Source organism: Variovorax sp. UC74_104 (genome assembly GCF_044055375.1).
Lineage (GTDB): Bacteria > Pseudomonadota > Gammaproteobacteria > Burkholderiales > Burkholderiaceae_C > Variovorax.
The window spans coordinates 539282-556348 of sequence record NZ_CP171979.1 but is presented as its reverse complement, the minus strand read 5'-3'; the positions used below and the strand labels follow the sequence as shown (position 1 = coordinate 556348).

At 68.6% G+C, this 17067-nt stretch carries 14 protein-coding genes; 6 read left to right on the top strand and 8 right to left on the bottom strand.

The genetic code is table 11. The features are described 5' to 3' along the window. Together ACHMXA_RS33275 and ACHMXA_RS33270 are read left to right on the top strand one after the other, a co-directional pair. Window positions 1-1452 carry an NAD-dependent succinate-semialdehyde dehydrogenase gene (locus ACHMXA_RS33275; protein WP_395321636.1) on the top strand — a complete coding sequence of 484 codons (1452 nt, stop codon included), beginning with the start codon at window positions 1-3 and terminating at the stop codon, window positions 1450-1452. A gap of 122 nt (window positions 1453-1574) precedes the next feature. Beyond that, on the top strand, window positions 1575-2165 hold the full coding sequence (locus ACHMXA_RS33270; protein ID WP_176666450.1) for a nitroreductase family protein: 591 nt from the start codon (window positions 1575-1577) through the stop codon (window positions 2163-2165). Between the two features lie 27 nt (window positions 2166-2192). Here ACHMXA_RS33270 and ACHMXA_RS33265 read toward each other — a convergent pair whose 3' ends face one another. The 6 genes from ACHMXA_RS33265 to ACHMXA_RS33240 form a co-directional block, all read right to left on the bottom strand. Further along, a complete protein-coding gene (locus ACHMXA_RS33265) occupies window positions 2193-3221 on the bottom strand; it encodes a YCF48-related protein (RefSeq protein ID WP_256099082.1) in 1029 nt (342 codons plus the stop codon). A gap of 20 nt (window positions 3222-3241) precedes the next feature. Next, window positions 3242-5512, bottom strand: coding sequence for an RND family transporter (locus ACHMXA_RS33260; protein WP_395322679.1), 2271 nt, complete (start codon window positions 5510-5512; stop codon window positions 3242-3244). A gap of 179 nt (window positions 5513-5691) precedes the next feature. Next, on the bottom strand, window positions 5692-7356 hold the full coding sequence (locus ACHMXA_RS33255) for a DUF1302 domain-containing protein (protein WP_395321634.1): 1665 nt from the start codon (window positions 7354-7356) through the stop codon (window positions 5692-5694). A 46-nt stretch (window positions 7357-7402) separates the two neighbouring features. Then, entirely contained in the window at window positions 7403-8803 is a 1401-nt protein-coding gene (locus ACHMXA_RS33250; protein WP_395321632.1) for a DUF1329 domain-containing protein, read from the bottom strand. Between the two features lie 265 nt (window positions 8804-9068). Beyond that, window positions 9069-9698: a cytochrome b gene (locus tag ACHMXA_RS33245; protein WP_395321631.1), complete on the bottom strand. Its 630-nt coding sequence runs from the start codon at window positions 9696-9698 to the stop codon at window positions 9069-9071. A gap of 38 nt (window positions 9699-9736) precedes the next feature. Beyond that, on the bottom strand, window positions 9737-11191 hold the full coding sequence (locus ACHMXA_RS33240) for an aldehyde dehydrogenase family protein (protein ID WP_395321629.1): 1455 nt from the start codon (window positions 11189-11191) through the stop codon (window positions 9737-9739). Between the two features lie 28 nt (window positions 11192-11219). Between ACHMXA_RS33240 and ACHMXA_RS33235 the strand changes: the two genes are divergently transcribed. The 3 genes from ACHMXA_RS33235 to ACHMXA_RS33225 all read left to right on the top strand — a co-directional run bounded on the left by ACHMXA_RS33235 (window position 11220) and on the right by ACHMXA_RS33225 (window position 14108). Further along, entirely contained in the window at window positions 11220-11522 is a 303-nt protein-coding gene (locus tag ACHMXA_RS33235) for a hypothetical protein (protein WP_395321627.1), read from the top strand. Beyond that, window positions 11519-12481 (top strand): helix-turn-helix domain-containing protein, encoded by a 963-nt coding sequence (locus tag ACHMXA_RS33230; protein ID WP_395321625.1) that lies wholly within the window; start codon window positions 11519-11521, stop codon window positions 12479-12481. Before ACHMXA_RS33235 ends, ACHMXA_RS33230 begins: the two co-directional genes overlap by 4 nt. Window positions 12482-12635: 154 nt before the next feature. Then, window positions 12636-14108 (top strand): APC family permease, encoded by a 1473-nt coding sequence (locus ACHMXA_RS33225; RefSeq protein WP_395321623.1) that lies wholly within the window; start codon window positions 12636-12638, stop codon window positions 14106-14108. An 18-nt stretch (window positions 14109-14126) separates the two neighbouring features. On the opposite strand, the gene ACHMXA_RS33220 is transcribed toward ACHMXA_RS33225, so the two are convergent. Continuing rightward, window positions 14127-14675: a GNAT family N-acetyltransferase gene (locus tag ACHMXA_RS33220; protein WP_395321621.1), complete on the bottom strand. Its 549-nt coding sequence runs from the start codon at window positions 14673-14675 to the stop codon at window positions 14127-14129. A 158-nt stretch (window positions 14676-14833) separates the two neighbouring features. Here ACHMXA_RS33220 and ACHMXA_RS33215 point away from each other — a divergent pair, with 158 nt between their 5' ends. Then, the gene (locus ACHMXA_RS33215; protein ID WP_176666459.1) at window positions 14834-15574 is read left to right on the top strand and encodes an IclR family transcriptional regulator; all 741 of its coding nucleotides are present in this window, start codon (window positions 14834-14836) and stop codon (window positions 15572-15574) included. A 34-nt stretch (window positions 15575-15608) separates the two neighbouring features. On the opposite strand, the gene ACHMXA_RS33210 is transcribed toward ACHMXA_RS33215, so the two are convergent. Beyond that, complete coding sequence (locus tag ACHMXA_RS33210) at window positions 15609-16931, bottom strand: aspartate aminotransferase family protein (RefSeq protein WP_176666575.1); 1323 nt, start codon at window positions 16929-16931, stop codon at window positions 15609-15611. Window positions 16932-17067: the final 136 nt, after the last annotated feature.

The following is a 17067-nucleotide window of genomic DNA, read 5'->3' as shown; positions in this document are numbered from 1 at the left end:
ATGCTGACTCTCGACGACCCCTCGCTGCTGCGCGAGCAATGCCTGGTGGCGGGCGAATGGATATCCGCCGAGCGGACCATCGCCGTCACCAACCCCGCCACCGGCGCGCTGATCGCGCGCGTGCCCCGGCTGGACGCCGCCGCCACACGGCGTGCCATCGAGGCAGCCGATGCTGCCTGGCCGCAGTGGCGCCGCCGCACCGCGCACGAGCGCTCGGCCATCCTCGCGCGCTGGCACGCGCTCATCCTGCAGAACCAGGAAGACCTGGCGCGCGTCATGACGGCCGAGCAGGGCAAGCCACTGGCGGAGGCGCGCGGCGAAATCGCCTACGCGGCCTCCTTCATCCAGTGGTTCGGTGAAGAAGCCAAGCGCGTGTATGGCGAGACCATTCCTTCACCCGTGGCCTCGCAGCGTATCGTGGTCGTGCGCGAGCCGGTGGGTGTGTGCGCCGCCATCACGCCATGGAACTTCCCCGCGGCCATGATCACACGCAAGGCCGGCCCCGCGCTCGCGGCCGGCTGCACGATGGTGGTCAAGCCCGCGAGCCAGACGCCGCTCACTGCGCTTGCGCTGGCGGTGCTGGCCGAACGCGCCGGCGTGCCCGCGGGCGTGCTGTCGGTGCTGACCGGGTCGGCCGGCGACATCGGCACCGAACTGGCCACCAACCCCGTGGTGCGCAAGCTCAGCTTCACCGGCTCCACCGAAGTGGGGCGGCTGCTGATGCAGCAGACGGCTTCCACGGTCAAGAAGGTATCGATGGAGCTGGGCGGGAACGCGCCCTTCATCGTCTTCGACGACGCTGACCTCGATGCGGCGGTCGAAGGCGCGCTGGTCTCCAAGTTCCGCAACGCCGGGCAGACCTGCGTGTGCGCCAACCGGCTCTATGTGCACGAACGCGTCCACGACGCCTTCGCGCAGAAGCTGGCCGAGGCGCTGCGCGCGCTCAAGGTGGGCCCCGGCGACCAGGAGGGCGTGCGCATCGGCCCGCTGATCGACGAGGCCGCCGTGCGCAAGGTGGAGGAGCACCTGGCCGATGCGGTGGCGAAGGGCGCGCAGGTGCTCAGCGGCGGCCGCCGCCATCCGCTGGGCGGCAGCTTCTTCGAACCCACCGTGCTGACCGGCGTGACGCAGGCGATGACGGTGGCGCGCGAAGAAACCTTCGGGCCCCTCGCGCCGCTGTTCCGCTTCCGCGACGAGGCCGAGGTCGTGCGCATGGCCAACGACACCGAGTTCGGCCTGGCGAGCTACTTCTATGCCCGCGACCTGGGCCGCGTGTGGCGCGTGGCCGAGCAGCTGGAGTACGGCATGGTCGGCGTCAACACCGGCCTCATCAGCAACGAGGTCGCGCCCTTCGGCGGCGTCAAGCAGTCGGGCCTGGGCCGCGAGGGCTCGCGCCACGGCATCGAGGACTACCTGGTCATCAAGTACATCAACATGGCCGGCATCGACTGATGCCCGGCTGAAGCGCATTCGCATTTTTCGCGCGGCAACTTCGCGGCGCACCTCTGCGTACATCCGCGCGGCACCGCCGTGCCGCACCTTCTTTCATCTTTCTTCGTTCCCTGGAGTCATCAATGAGCAACCCCCGCCAATCCACCCACCCCATCGACCCGCTGTTCACCAACCGGTGGTCGCCGCGCGCCTTCGCCGAAGAGACCATCGCCGAGCCCGCGCTCATGAGCCTGCTCGAAGCGGCCCGCTGGGCGCCCTCGGCGTACAACGTGCAGCCCTGGCGCTTCATCTACGCGCGCCGCGACACGCCCGCCTGGCAGCCCATCTTCGACAGCCTCGTCGAGTTCAACCAGATGTGGACGAAGCGCGCCGCCGCGCTGGTGGTCGTGGTCTCGCAGCGCGAGGCCCTGTTCCCGGGCCGCACCGAGGCGGCACCCAACCAGTGGCATTCCTTCGATGCCGGTGCCGCCTGGGCCAGCCTCGCGTTCCAGGCCACGCTGTCGGGCTGGTCGGCGCATGCGATGGCCGGCTTCGACGCCGAGAAGCTGCGCGCGGCCATCCAGCTGCCGCAGGGCTATGCCATCGAGACGGTCGTGGCCGTCGGCAAGAAGGGCGATCCGGCCGTGCTGCCGGACGGCGTGCGCAAGCTCGAGACGCCCAATGATCGACGTGCGCTCGCCGAGACGGCCGCCGAGGGCGTGTTCCGCCAGTAGCCTGCGTTCCTGCCGGGTCCGTGGCGCTCAGCGCGCCGACGGATCCTTGGCGCCAGCGGCTGCCACCACGCCCTGGCGCGAATACATCGTCGCGCGGCCCTGGCCGTCCAGCACCACGCTGGTCAGGGGCTGGCGGTCTTCGCGCGTGCTGGCGGTGAAGCTCGCACCGCCGTCTTCGCTGTCCAGCACCAGGCCGTCGAGGCCGACTGCGACGATCTTCCTGCCGGCGCCGGCAAGTGCGGTGATGGACGACTCCGTGTGCGTGTCCACGCGCTGCCAGCTGCCGCCGTCGTCGACGCTGCGGTACATCGAGCCACGCAGCCCCGCCACCAGCAGGCCGCCGCCGGGGGCCGCGATGCCGCTCCAGAAGGAGCCCGCATAGCCGGTCTTCATGTACTTCCAGCTCCGGCCCTTGTCGTCCGAGCGCAGCACCATGCCGCGCTCGCCCGGCGCGAACAGCTGACCGCGCGCGTCGGCGAACAACCCGAACAGGTTGAGGTCGGCGCGCTTGCCGCCCTCCGGCGGCGCCAGTTCGACGGGCTGCCAGTGGGCGCCGCCGTCCTCGGTGCGCAACACCAGCGACCACAGGCCCACGGCCACGCCCTGCTTCTCGTCGAAGAAGTGCACGGCGAAAAGCGGCCGGTCTTGCGCCGCATCGCTGCGCTGCACCTGCCAGGTCTCGCCACCGTCCGTGGTGTGCAGGATCACGCCCCAGTGGCCCGCGGCCCAGCCGCGACTGGCATCGATGAAGGAGACCGAGGTCAGCGCCACATCCACCGGCACCTGGCGCGCCTGGCGGTGGCTGCGGCCGCCGTCGTCCGACAGCAGCACCACGCCGTGGTCGCCGACCGCGACGATGCGCCCGCCGGCCCGCGTGCTGGCAAGCATCGTGGCGCGGGCGGCATGCGCGGCGCGAACCGCGGGAACCAGCACGGGTGCGCCGTCGGTGGCGGCGGAGACCTCTTTTGCCTGCGGCGCCTGCGCCGCGCAAGCCAGCGACAGGGAAACGAGGGCGCCGGCCAATGCCGTGCGCGCAAGGTGGGAAGTCGGTTTCATCTTCGATCGTCGGATGGAATTCAGTGGTGCTGCAGCCCGGTCGCCCGCACCGGCTTGCGACGCGGGAAGAGCCTTTCGAGCCATACCGCCATGGCGGGCAGGGCGGTCATCGCCATCACCATGTTCACCATGAACATGAAGGCCAGCAGCTTGCCCATGTCGGCCTGGAACTTCAGCTGCGAGAAGGACCAGGTCGCCACGCCCACGGCCAGCGTGATGGCGGTGAAGATGGTGGCCGTGCCCACTTCCAGGATCGCATGCTCGATGGACTTGACGATGGTCTGGCCCGCGGCCATGTGCATCAGCAGGCGGTTGTAGATGTAGAAGGCGTAGTCCACGCCGATGCCCACCGCCAGCACCATCACCGGCAGGGTCGCCACCGTCAGGCCGATCTGCAGCTCCTTCATGAACCAGTAGCCGATGAAGGTGCCCACCGTGAGCGGCAGGCAGCAGGCCGCCACGGCGCGCAGGTCGCGGTAGACCAGGAAGACCAGCACCACGATGGCCGCGTACACGTACAGCATCATGGGCAGCTCGCTCTTCTCCACCTCGTCGTCGATGGCCGCCAGCACGCCGGCATTGCCCGCGGCCAGGCGGATGTTCACGCCGGGCATGGGGTGGCCGGCGCGGAAGGTTTTCACCGCGTCGATCACGCGCTGGATGGTGGTGGCCTTGTGGTCGGTCAGGAAGAGGTTCACCGCCGTCATGCTGCAGTCCTTGCGCATGGTGCCGCGGATGCGGGCGATCTCGGTGGACAGGGCGGCGTAGTTGGCCGAGTCGATGGGTACCACGGCCATCTTGGGGTTGCCTTCGTTGTAGCCCTCGTTGTAAAGGCGCAGCTGCCCGGCGTACGAGGAGATCGAGAGCACGCCTTCCACCGGCTGCATCGCCCAGACGAAGCGGTCCTGGTAAAGGCCGATGTTCACGTTGCCGCAGCTCTCGGGCGGTGCCTCGAAGACCACGGTCAGCCAGTCCAGGCCCGTGTCGAAATTGCCTGCGATGGACGCGGCGTCGCGGTTGAAGCGGGCGTCCTCGCGCAGCTCCGGCGCGCCGGGCTGCAAGGTGCCGACCACGCGGTCGCGGCTTTGCCACACGGCCGCGCCGAACACCACCGCGGTGACCAGCAGCATCACGGCCGCCGCGCGCGGCTGGGCGAGCCGGGCCAGCACGCGCAGCCAGCCCGAGCGGCGCTCGCGCTGCAGCAGGGCCTGGTCGGCGAAGTCGCGGCTCACCTCGAAGAAGGAGGCGGCAACCGGCAGCATGACGAGGTTGGTCACGATCTTGTAGGCCACGCCCAGCGAGGCCGCGATGGCCAGCTCGCGCACCATCGGGATCGGGATCATCAACAGCGTGACGAAGGAGACGAAGGCCGTCACCAGCGCCAGCGTGCCCGGGATCAGCAGGCCGCCGAAGCTGTCGCGGCAGGCCTCGTAGGTCGTGTGGCCCTGCGAGATGCGCCGCACGATGTAGTTGATCTGCTGCACGCCGTGCGACACGCCGATCGCGAACACCAGGAAGGGCACCAGCACCGCGAGCGGATCGAGCCCGAAGCCCAGCAGCCGCAGCGTGCCGAACTGCCACACCAGCGAGGCGAGCGAGCAGGCGATGGGCAGCAGCGTAAAGCGCACCGAGCGGCAGTACCAGTACACCGCCCCGGCGGTCAGCAGCAGCGCGACCAGGCAGAACTTGAGCACCGACTGCGCGCCGTCGGCGATGTCGCCGATCTGCTTGGCGAAGCCGATGATCTGGACCTCGAAGTCGCCGTCCTCGAAGCGTGCGCGGATCTTTTCTTCGAGCAGATGGTTGTAGGCCACGTAGTCCAGCTTGCGGCCCTGCGCGTCGTACTCCGCCAGCTCGGCCGTGACCATGGCGCTGGTCTGGTCGCGCGACACCAGCGTGCCGATGAAGCCGCCCTGCGCGGCCGCGCGCTGAATGCCGGCAATGATCTCCGGCGTGAGCCGCTCGGGCGTGATGGTGGCGTCGATCAGCGGATCGGCGCGGAACCCTTCCTCGGTGATTTCGTTGACAAAGCTGTTGGGCGTCCACATCGACTGCACGCCCAGCCGCTCGATGCCCGGCAGGTAGGTCACGGCCTGGGTCACTTCGTACAGGCGCTTGAGAGCCGGTGCGCTCCAGATGGTGCCGTGGCGCGCCTTGACCACCACGTTGAGCCGGTTGGCGCCCAGCACGTCCTCGCGGTAGGCCTGGAAGGTCTGGATGTACTCGTGGCCCGAGGGCATCTGCTTGTCGAAGCCGGCATCCATGCGCAGCTGCGCCGCGAACCAGGCCATGGCCAGCGTGAACAGGGCCAGCGCGACGAGGATGCCGCGGCGATGAGAGAAGCAGAAGGCCTCGAGGCGCTGCACGGTGCGCTGCAGCGCGGAGGCCGGGGCGGGGTTGGAATCGGACACGGAATGCTTTCAGCAGGCGGCGCAGCCACCGCCGCGCGGGCGGTGCGCGGCGCGACGGGTCAGAAGTTGCGCGACAGGGTGAGGCCCACGAAGTTGCGGTCGCGATAGGGCTGGTCGAACACGCGCTTGCCGCCGAAGAAGGCCGCGTAGTTGATCGAGGCTTGCCACTTCGCCGGGTTCTGCACGAAGGTCACGACGAGGTTGACGGACTTGGCGCCCTCCATCAACTGGCCCGCGCCGTTGGGCGTGCGTCCCTTCACGGCCTGGAAGTAGTACACCTCGGGAATCACCTGCCAGCCGGGGATCAGCGTGCCGTCGTAGACCCAGCTGAAGTCCAGGTTGTAGGCCCACGCCGTCTTGGACCCCACCGGCTGCGGCGTGCCCGCGGCGCTGAACTCCTGGCCCCAGCCCCACGCGCCGGCGGCGATCGGATCGGACCCGTAGTACTGCTTGAGGTTGGGATAGCGCACCACCACGCTCTCGGCCATCAGGGTCGCGGTGTCCGCGCCCAGGAGGCGCAGCACGCCGGGCGCATTGCTCGGCGTGAGGCTGAGCATGCCGGTCAGGTGCCACTGCAGCTTCTTCTCGTCGACCCAGCAGTTGCCGTGGTTGAACGAGCAACCGCTGGCCGCCGGGTTCAGCGCCACGGCATCGCGCGGGCGGTAAGACAGCTCTGTGCCCACCGACCAGTCGCCCACCGGCATGTTGGCGCTCAGGCCGTAGAGGCGGCGGTTCTCCGGGTAGGCCCACCCCGAGCGGCCGGTGCCGCCCGCATTGGTGCTGAAGTTCAACGACTTGTCGTTGTAGTTCATCACGTAGGCACCCAGGTTCAGCTGCGTGCCCTCGGGCTGCCACTTCAGGGCGGTGCCCCACTGCCCGCCGTTCTTCGGCTTCGTCTCGATCAGCCCGTAGGCGTCGTGGCCCTTGCCCATGCCGTTGGCCACAGACCAGTAGGAGCCGGTGGGTGCCATGTAGTTGCCGTTCCACCGCGACTGCACGTAGGCCTCGAAGTTGAGGCCGTGGCCCAGGCCGGTGGCGAAGCTGGCGATGGGCGCGGGCAGCACCGCCTCTTTCAGCTGCGTGCCCGGCTGCGACAGCCGCATGATGTCCAGCGCGTTGGTGGAGTTGATGCCGCCCGGCAGGAAAAGGCTTTCCCCCCAGCTGATCACCTGGTTGCCCACGCGCACGCGCGCCGTCTCGCCGCCGAGCTGGAAGGTCTTGCTCACCCAGAAGTCCAGCAGCCGGGCCTTGAAGCGCAGGTCGCTGCGCGCGTCGCTGGCCAGGCCGTCGGGCAGGTACTGCGTCGCGGCGGCGCTGGTGTAGCCGGGGGTGCGGGTGGCCGTGAGGTCGCGGACCCAGTTCACCCGCCCGAGGAAGGTGACGTCGTCGGGCATCTTCAGGAGCAGCTCGTGGCTGCCCTTGACGTAGGTGGTGAAGGCATCGCCCTTGCGGTAGTTCAGGTTGCCCTGGTCGCCCATCGACGAAGTCGGCGCCAGGCAGCCGGCGGGCGCGCCGACGCCCACCGCGCCCTGGATGACGAGCGTGCAGGAGGGATCCTTGACGCGGATGCCGGTGCCGATGGTGATGGTGGAATCGAAGCTTCCTCGAACGTTGTCGGTCTCGAAGGTGAAGGCGTGGGCGGCCCCCGTCGCGGCGAGCAGGCAGGCGGCGGGCACGGCGCTCAGCCGGGCGAGGGTGTTGGAGGGGCGGGCGGTGAAGTTCATCGGTTCTTCTCCTCGGGGCTTGTTGTCGTGGTTCGAAGCGCGCAGATCAGCGTTCGCTGATGGCGCGCAGGTTGTCGGCCGTGTAGAAGCCCGAACGCATGCGCGGGCCGGTCGGCTCGGTGAACCAGCGGATGTCCTTGCCGACGCCCGCGGTGTGCGTGTCGAAGACGTAGCGGCCTTCGGCCAGGTTGTTCTGCACCATGGCCATCGCGTCGCAGGAGCCCGTCTCGTACACCGGGATGAGGAAGCCCTCGCGCATCTTGGCGAGCTTGTTCTGGCCGTCGAAGTCGTCCATCAGCAGCGGCGCCCAGCTGTCCTCGTCGAGGTAGACGGTGCGCTTGGGCGCCGAATGGCGCATGCCGGCCTTGACGGTGGCCTCCACCACCCACACGCGGTGCAGCTCGTAGCGGCGGTGCGATTGCGCAATGAAGTCGTCGCGCGCCACGTCCTCGAACTTGGCCTTGAAGTCGTAGGCGCCGAAGGCGTTGTAGGGAACGTAGATTTCCTTCTTGCCCACCAGCTTCCAGTCGAAGCGGTCGAGCGCGCCGTTGAAGACCTGCGGCTCGTCCAGCGTGTACTGGTTCTCCATGCCGATCTGCGGGGAGTCGTGCGAGTAGGTCGGCATGCGGCGCACGCGGCGCTGGCCGGGGAAGTAGTAGAAGGTCTCGTTCTCGGCCTGGTTCATGTACTGGGTGATCGCCAGGGCCTGGCCGGCCAGCGCGGCGGGCGAGGTGTAGCCGAAGTACACGTAGAACTCCACGGGCGGCAGCGAGGACAGTTGCTGCGAGCCCTTGGCGCCCGAGGGAATGAACACCGTCTGCTCCGAATCGGCGCGGATCCACTCCGTGCTGCCACGGCGCGGCGAGACGGCGGTGATGGTGCCCTTGTAGTCGACGCCCACGCCGCGGTAGCGCATCTTGGAGTTCCACATCGCTTCCACGCCGTTGGAGGGAAGGGGGAACGGATAGCCCGGCACGGTCGCCTCCTTCAGGCTCCAGCCGTCGTCGTTGAGGCGGGCGGTGCCCACGTTCTTGCGCGTGTTGGCGGCCACGAAGTCCGGCACGCCGCAGGTGCGGTGCGAGGGGTAGACATCCATGCGGTAGTCCTTGCGCTGCTTGAGCATGGCGACCTGGCCGGCCGAGAGTTTGTCGGCGTACTTGTCGACGTTGGCCGCATCGATGGTGAACAGCGGCTTCTCGTCCTTGTGCTTCCAGAAGTCGCGCCGCAGCTTGCCCCACTCCCACCCGGCCAGCGGCGGCTCCGCGCCCTGCCAGGCGGGAATGCTGCCGTCGGCGTTGCCCTCGCGCTGGGCGCCCGAGGGCGTGAGCTTGTCGAGCTGGGCCGCATCGGGCGCCGCCATGGCGGAGAAACCGGGGCAGAGCAGGCCGGCGGCGATGGCCGCCGCCAGGGCGAGGGGGCGAAGGGTTCTTGCACAGTGCTGGGTCATGGGAACTCCTGAAAGATGAAGAGGCGAGGTGTGGATCCGGATCGCCCGGACCGTGACCGGGCTGCGCCGATGCCCGCTTTACCAACCGGCAGTGGGGTCTTTGGACTATCGGAGGGAGGCGATGCCGGCCGTTATCCGAGATCGGCATCTGCTTGCAGGTACGTCGTCGCGCCGCTTCGGACGTGGCCGCACGACGCCGCAACGCACCGCGATGCGGTGCGTGGTGGTGCGTCGTGGTGCGGGTCGGGTAACGGAGGGGAGTGGATTAGCCGGTGCTGCGACGCAGCGGCAGCATGCGCCGCAGCACGGCGTCCTTGCGCACGAAGTGGTGCAGCATCGCGGCCCCGATGTGCAGCACCACAAGCGGCCAGGCAAGCCAGGCGCCGATGAAGCTGTGTACCGCCCAGGCCGCATCTTCCAGCTGCGCCACGGACAGGCCGAAGGCGTCGCGGGTCGCGGCTGCGATGGCGGTGTCGCGGCAGGCCGGGATCACGAACAGCCCGAAGTCGGTCGGGTCGTAGGTCGTCATGTAGCCCGACAGCGGCATCAACAGCAGGATGGCGTAGAGCGCCCAATGCGCCGCGTCGGCCGACAGACGCTCCAGGCGCGAGCCGGCGACATGTCGCGGCACGCCGCCGGCGATGCGCCACACCAGCCTGGGCAGCGTGAGAAAGCCGATGGACAGGCCCAGCACCCAATGGATGTTGAGCAGCGGCACCACCCGCTCGGCATTGGGCGTGGTGCCAAAAAGCGCCGGCTTGATGCTGGTCTGCGGATCGACAAACCAGATCACGTAGTACACGACCACGTAGGCAGTGATGAAGGCCGCGGCCGTGGCCCAGTGGAAGAGCATCGAGGCCCGGCCCCAGGCGTCGATCGTGTTGCGCCAACCCATGTCAGGATTCCTTGTGTGGTGCATTGTGAGGCCGGGCCTCAGGCCGGCAGCAGCACGGTGACGACCTTCTCCTCGGTGTACGCCAGCGCGCCGGGCAGCCCGCCCTCGCGGCCGATGCCGCTGGTCTTGAGGCCGCCCCAGGGCAGGTTGGCGTCCAGCGGACTCCAGCAGTTGACGCCCACGGCCCCGGCCTTGACGCGCGCGGCCACGCGATGCGCCCGCGCGAGCTGCGTGGTCCACACCGTGGCCGCCAGCCCGTAGGACGAATCGTTGGCCAGCGCGATGGCTTCTTCCTCGGTGTCGAAGGCAATCACGGTGCCCACCGGCCCGAAGATCTCCTCGCGGGCGATGGTCATCTGGTTGGTGGCCTCGGCGAAGATGGTGGGCTGCACGAACCAGCCTTTCTCGGGCCGGGAAACACCGCCGGCCAGCAGCACTGCGCCTTCGTCCTGGCCCATCTGGATGTAGCGGTTGACGCGTTCGAACTGCGCCTTCTTGGCCAACGGTCCCATCTGCACGCCGGCCTGGCGCGGGTTGCCGACAGTGACCGCGCGGGCGGCCTCGGCCAGCGCCTGCGCGAAAGGCTTCGCGAGGCTGCGCTGCACCAGGATGCGCGAGCCGGCGGCGCACACCTGCCCCTGGTTGACGAACAGGCCCATGGCGCAGCCGCGCAATGCGTTGTCGAACGAGGCGTCGTCGAACACGATCTGCGGGCTCTTGCCGCCGAGCTCCAGCGTGACGCGCTTGAACAGCGGCGCGGCGATGCGCTGGATGGCGCGGCCCGCCTCGGGACTGCCGGTGAAACTGATCTTCGCGACCAGCGGGTGTTCGCACAGCGCGCGGCCCACCACGTCGCCGAAGCCGGTCACCACGTTGATGACGCCGTCGGGAAAGCCCGCTTCCTGCGCAAGCCGCGCCAAGTGCAGGGCGGACTGGGGCGTTTCCTCGGCGGGCTTGACCACCACTGTGCACCCGGCGGCCAGCAGGGCGGCGAGCTTCCACACGGTGATCATCAGCGGCGAGTTCCACGGCACGATGGCCCCGACCACGCCTACCGGCTCGCGCAGCGTGTACGACAGCGTGGGCGTGCCCATGTAGCCCCCGGTGGGCACCGTGCGGCCTTCGAGCTGGTTGGTCCAGCCGGCGGCCGCGCGCAGGTTGGCGACGGCGTTGGGCACGTCCATCATGCGCGGCTCCATCGGCGAGCGGCCGATGGCGTCGGCGTCCATGTCGGCCAGCAGGGCCGTGTCGCGCTCGACCAGGTCGGCAAGGCGAAGCAGCAGCTGGGCGCGCTGGCCCGCGTGCAGCCGGCTCCAGGCGCCGCCTTCGAGCTGGGCATGGGCCGCGGCCACGGCGCGGTCGACGTCTTCAGCGGTGCCGCGCGCGGCACTGCCGTACTCCTGTTCGTCCACGGGGCTGACGAGGCGCATGCGCGCGCCGTCGGAGGCTTCGGCGTGGGCGCCTTCGATGAAATGCTTGAGGTTCTGGGTCATGGTGTCTGCGGGTGTTCGAGCGGCCGCAGTGTCCGGGACGTTGCCGCCCGGCGTTAGCCCAAATCAGCAACGATGCGCGGCGCCGACGCACCGCAAGGGTGCGGTTGGCATGCCGCATCTGTGCACGATTGTTGCTCTGAACAAATCAAGCAAGCTTAAAACCGGCATCAGCCACAGGCTGAGACGTGAAATTCCAAGAATTTCCAATACTTATCCATCGGGTTTCCCCTGTCTGGCGGCAGGCACGAAAAATGCAGAATTTTTCCTATCTGAGAAAAATGCATATCTACAGATCGACGCAGCCTTCCAGATCCAGGACCCCGCAACATGAACCGAAGCATCCACCACTTCCAGGACGTGCATGCGCATGCCGCATCAGTCGCTCATTGGAGCCAGCTCCTGTACAGCCAGCTCGCGGCCGGCGCACTCGAGAGCTCGCTGCAGCAATTGTCCAGCGAACACTGCCATGCTTTTCGCGAGCGCATCAACAAGCGTGTTGTGCAGCAGGGAGAAGCACCCCGCGACAGCGTCTGCTTTGCAATCCCGATCTCCATGCCGGGCACCGTCCGGATGCAGGGGCGCGATGCGGACGGCAGCAGCCTGTACTTCCTGCGCGGCGGCGAGGAGTTCATGTGCCACATGCCCACCGGGATGGATCTTCTGTCCATCGCCTTCGACCGAGCCTTCTTCGACGCCACGCTCCGGGAGGTGCCGTTCGCCGACGAGATCGCACGGCTGCTGCGCCAGCCCGTCATCAAGGTGCCGGTGCAGCGCTTCGTCGAATGCCGCCAGCGCCTGCTGGCGATATTCTCCGAGGCCCTGGTCAACGACGAGATGAGCGGCACGCCCGCGCGGCAGGACGAACTGGAACACGCGCTGCTGGGCGAACTGCTGCAACTGGTGATGGACCCGGCCTGCGACCGGCACCAGCGCAGCGGCAGCTCCACCCAGGACTTCATCGTCGAGAAGTGCCACCGGATGGCCATGGCCGAGACCATGAGCGCGCCCAGCGTGATGGAGCTGTGCGAGCGCCTGCAGGTCAGCCGGCGCACGGTGCAGAACAGCTTCCGCGCGGTGGCGGATACCACGCCGCTGAGCTACCTGCGCTCGGTGCGCCTGAACGGCGTGCGGCGCGCCCTGATGGGCAGCCGCGCCGGCGACCTGACCGTGGGCGACGCGGCGGGGCAGTGGGGCTTCTTCCACCTGAGCCATTTCGCGGCGGAGTACCAGGAGCTTTTCGGCGAACTGCCGTCGCAGACGCCGCGCGCGGCGAAGTGGCATGACGCCTGAAGCGGGCGAGTGCGTCCGGATTGCCGATCCGGGATACCGCTGCGCGCGCATGCCTTCCTAGACTGCCCCTGTCGGCGGCCGGCACTCCGGTGCGCGGCCTTCTTTCTCTCTCCCCGCTGCACGCGTCCGCGCGCGGCATGCATTGCGACGCACCATGGAAACGCTGAACCCCGCGATGACGCCTGCCCACGAAACGCGCCACCCTCACGCCACCAGCCTGCGCCGCGGCACATTGAGCGCCGGCTTCATCACGCTGCTGGTCATCTCGGCCGCGAGTCCGCTGAGCGTGGTGGCAGGCGGCTTCCCGATCGGGATGATGCTGGGCAACGGCGCCGGCACGCCGGTGCTGGTGCTGGTGGCCCTCGGCCTGCTGCTGATGTTCGCAACCGGCTACACCGCCATGGCCAGCTGCGTGACCAGCGCCGGTGGCTTCTATGCGATGGTGGCGCGCGGCCTGGGCGGCAGGGCGGGCGGGGCGGCGGCCATGGTGGCCGTGTTCGGCTACGTCACGCTGCAGTTCGGCCTCTACGGCATGCTGGGCGCGGTGGCGTCCGAGACGCTGCAGGCGCAGTTCGGCCTGGCGGTGCCGTGGTGGGCCTGCGCCTTCGCCGCCTTGGCCAGCGTGGCGGTCTTCGGCTACCGGCAGATCGACTTCTCGGCACGGGTGCTCGCGGGCTTCGTCGTGGCCGAGTACCTGGCGGTGCTGGTCCTGGACGTGCTGATCCTGTCGAAGGGCGGCGCCCACGGCATCGATGCGCACTCCTTCTCTCCCGAGGCCTTCACCAGCGGCAACCCCTTCATCGGCCTGCTGTTCTGCTTCGCGGCCTTCATCGGCTTCGAGGCGACCACCATCTACAGCGAGGAGGCCAGGGACCCGAAGCGCAGCATTCCCATTGCCACCTATGCGGCGCTGCTGCTGGTGGGCGGCTTCTATTCCTTCTCGCTGTGGTGCCTGGTGCTCGGCGTGGGCAGCGACCGGGTGGCGGCCACCATCACCGGGCTGGCCGATCCGACCAATCTGCTGTACCTGCTGTCGGACACCTATGCAGGGCACGGCCTCACGGTGCTGCTGCGCCTGATGTTCATCGCCAGCATCTATGCGGGGCTCATCGCCTTCCACAACTCCAGCGCGCGCTATTTCTATGCCATGGGCCGCGAGGGCCTGATGCCCGTTCGCCTGGGCTGGACGCATGCGCGCCACCGCAGCCCGCATGTGGCCTCGGTGCTCCAGACGGTGCTGAGCGCCGTGGCGGTCGGGCTGTTCGCGCTGCTGGGCGCCGACCCGGTGCTGACGCTGTTTGCTTGGCTCAGCAACCTGGCCACGCTGTGCCTGCTGGTGCTGATGATCGCGACGGGCGTGGCAGTGGTGCGCTTCTTTCGGGCCGACTCGCATGGCTACGGCCAGATGCGAGTTCGCTTGCTGCCGCTGCTGGCATGCGCGGGCTTGCTGGCGGTGCTGGTGCTGGCCGTCGGCAACTTCCATGTGCTCACCGGCGCGAGCCGGGGCATCTCGGCGGCGCTGGTGATCACAGTGCCCCTTGCCGCGGCGGCCGGCTGGCTGGCCGCATCGCGGCTGGCGAGGCGCGATCCGCAGCGCTTTGCCGCGCTGGGCCAGGACCGCGGCTGAGCGTCGGCGTCGCGCCCGTCAGGCCGATGAAGCGCGCAGCCATTCTTTGCGAAGGATCGCGTATTGCATGGTGTTCTCGTAGATGGGCTTTCCCTGCGTGTCGTTCCTGAACGAGATGAACTCCAGGAACAGCCCTTCGGCGCGCATGCCCAGCTTCTCGCACAGCCGCCGGGAGGCACCGTTGTGGTCCTCCACGTAGGCATAGAGCCGGCGCGCGGCCCGGGCAGTGAAGAGATGGGCGAACAGCGCCGCGGCAGCCTCGTGGGCGTAGCCCGTGCCGCCGAAACGCGGGTTGAGGTTCCAGCCGACCGAGAAGGTGTCTTCCTCCTGCATGGCGAACAGGTCGCCGATGAGCTGCCCCGATTCCTGGAGGCACACGGCCACGTGCTCGCCGTCGGTACTGCGTCTTCGGGCCTCGGCCCGAGCGGCTTCGACGTCCGCGAGCGCGAGCGACAGGAAGCAGCTCGCAGTCGGCGCATGCAGGTAGTCGAACAGGGCAGCGGCATCCTGCTCGCGAAAGCGTCGGAGGACGAGCCTCGGGGTGTGGATGGGTCTCTCAAGCGGCATGGTCTTTACTTGCGTCCTGTCTCAGGTGTCTGTGCCTCGGGGATCCGGCGCCGCCGCGGGCCCCGATCAGGTCCTCGGATGGTGCCCGACAATGAAGGGCACCACGCCTTCGCGTGCCCGTACGATTTCTTGTTTCACGACCGCAGCCTTCCCAGACGATGAACAGCCTTCGCCGCATGCTCGATGTCCTCGATCTCTTCCGGCCCGACCAGCCGGTCATCGACGTCGAGATCATCTGCAACCAGCTCGGCTACACGCCCGCCAGTGCCTACCGCTACCTGCGCGAACTCGGCGATGCCGGCCTTCTCGTGCGCCTGCCCCGCGGCTATGCGCTGGGGCCGCGCATCATCGCGCTGGAGCACCAGATGACCGACTATGACCCGGTGCTGGTGCGCAGCCGCGACCTCGTCGAGAAGCTGGTGGCCGAGACGGGCCTGGACGCTGTGATCAGCGAGTGGTACGGCGACTCGGTGGTCAACGTGCTGATCCGCCGCGGCCCCGACCCCGGGCCCGTGGGCGGAGGCCGCGGCCGCCCCATCGACCTGTTCCACAGCGCGACTTCGCGCGTGGTGCTGGCCTACCTGCTGCCGAGGCAGATCCGCCGCGTCTTCGATGCCCATGCCAGCACGCCCGAGGGGCAGCAGCAGGGGCTTGAATGGAAGTCCTTCTCCAAGGGCCTGCTGGCGATCCGCAAGCAGGGCTACTGCATCAGCGAAAGCGAACTGCATCCGGGCCGCACGGGCGTGGCCGCGCCGATCTTCGACGAGAAGCAGCGCGTGCTTGGCAGCATGACGCTGGTGGGGCGCAACGAACGCTTCAGGGCCTTTCAGGAAAGCTACCTGTGCACGCTGGTGACCACCGCCGCGTCGGAGCTTACGGCCCGCATCGCCCAGCAGTAGGCGAGGCGGACGTACCGCGCCCGGCACGGCCGGTTCAGAGCGAGGCCAGCGCCTCGCCGAAGACATCCAGCGCGCGGTGCAGCAGCCGCTTCGAGATGGTCAGTGACGGCATCACGCGCATCACGTTGCCATAGCGCCCGCAGGGCACCATCAGCACGCCGTGGCCGAGCACGTACTCCATGATCCGGCCGACCTTCTCCGGCGCCAGCGGCTCCTTGGTGGCCTTGTCCTCGACGAGCTCGATGCCGATCATCAGGCCCTTGCCGCGCACTTCGCCCACGTAGGGGCTCTGGAAGCCGCGAACCCGGTCCTGCACCTCCTGGCCCAGAAGCTCCGCGCGCGGCATCAGCCCGAGTTCGGGGTCGTGCAGGATCTCGAGGTTGGTAAGCGCCACCGCGGCCGACAGCGAGTTCGCCGCGAAGGTGTTGGGGACCGAGCCATCGGGAATGCGCGCGGCCAGGTCGCTGCGCATGGCGATGCCGGCCATGGGAACGTCGCCGCCGATGCCCTTGCCGAAGGTCAGCATGTCGGGCTTCACGCCCGAGTGCTCCACCGCCCACATGCGGCCCGTGCGGCCCGCGCCGCACTGCACCTCGTCCACGATCAGCAGCGTGCCGCTGCGGTCGCAGGCCTTGCGCAGCAGCTGCAGGAACTCGGGTGAAGGCGGAACGTACCCGCCTTCGCCCTGCACCGGCTCCACGATCACGGCGGCCACGTCGTCGGCGGCCGTGTAGGGCGTGTTCAGCAGGTAGTCCACGTATTCGCCGGCGATCTGCTCCGCCGACTTGTGGGTGGTGTCGAACGGAAAGCGATAGGCGTACGGGTAGGGCGCATGGATCACGCCGCCCATGAAGGGCCCATAACCCTTGCGGTAGGCCGTGCCCGTGGTCAGCGCGTTCGACGCATGCCACACGCCGTGATAGCCGCCGTGGAAGGCGATGATCTGATGACGACCCGTCACGCGCCGCGCGAACTTCACAGCCGCCTCGAGCGCATCGCTGCCGCTTTGCGCGAAGAAGGTGATGCAGTCGTTGCGCAGGCCTTCGGGCATCAGGGCCGACAGGCGCGCGGCCAGTTCGGTGCGGCGGGTGCTGTTGACCTCCATCGCATGCATCAGGTGCTGCGACTGCTCGGCGATCGCTTTCTGCACCTTGGGATGGCAGCGGCCCACGCTGCTCACGCCGACGCCGGCCGACAGGTCGATGAAGGTGCTGCCGTCCGGGTCCTTGAAGGTGGCGCCGAAGGCGCGGTCCATCACGACCGGCATGCGGCCGCCGCCGCGCGCCATGGATTCGGTGCGCGCAGACAGCGCCAGGGCTTCGGCCGCGCGCGGTCCGGGATAGGGGCCTGCAACCATCTTCGGTGCGTCGGGGAAGTGCAGGGTTTCGAGAAGGGATTCGATGTCGGTCACAGCATGCCTCGTTGAGTCTCTGGGTGCTTGAGTGCAGGCGCGTTCAGCACGCCAGCTGCGGAGATGGTTCCATCGATCACCG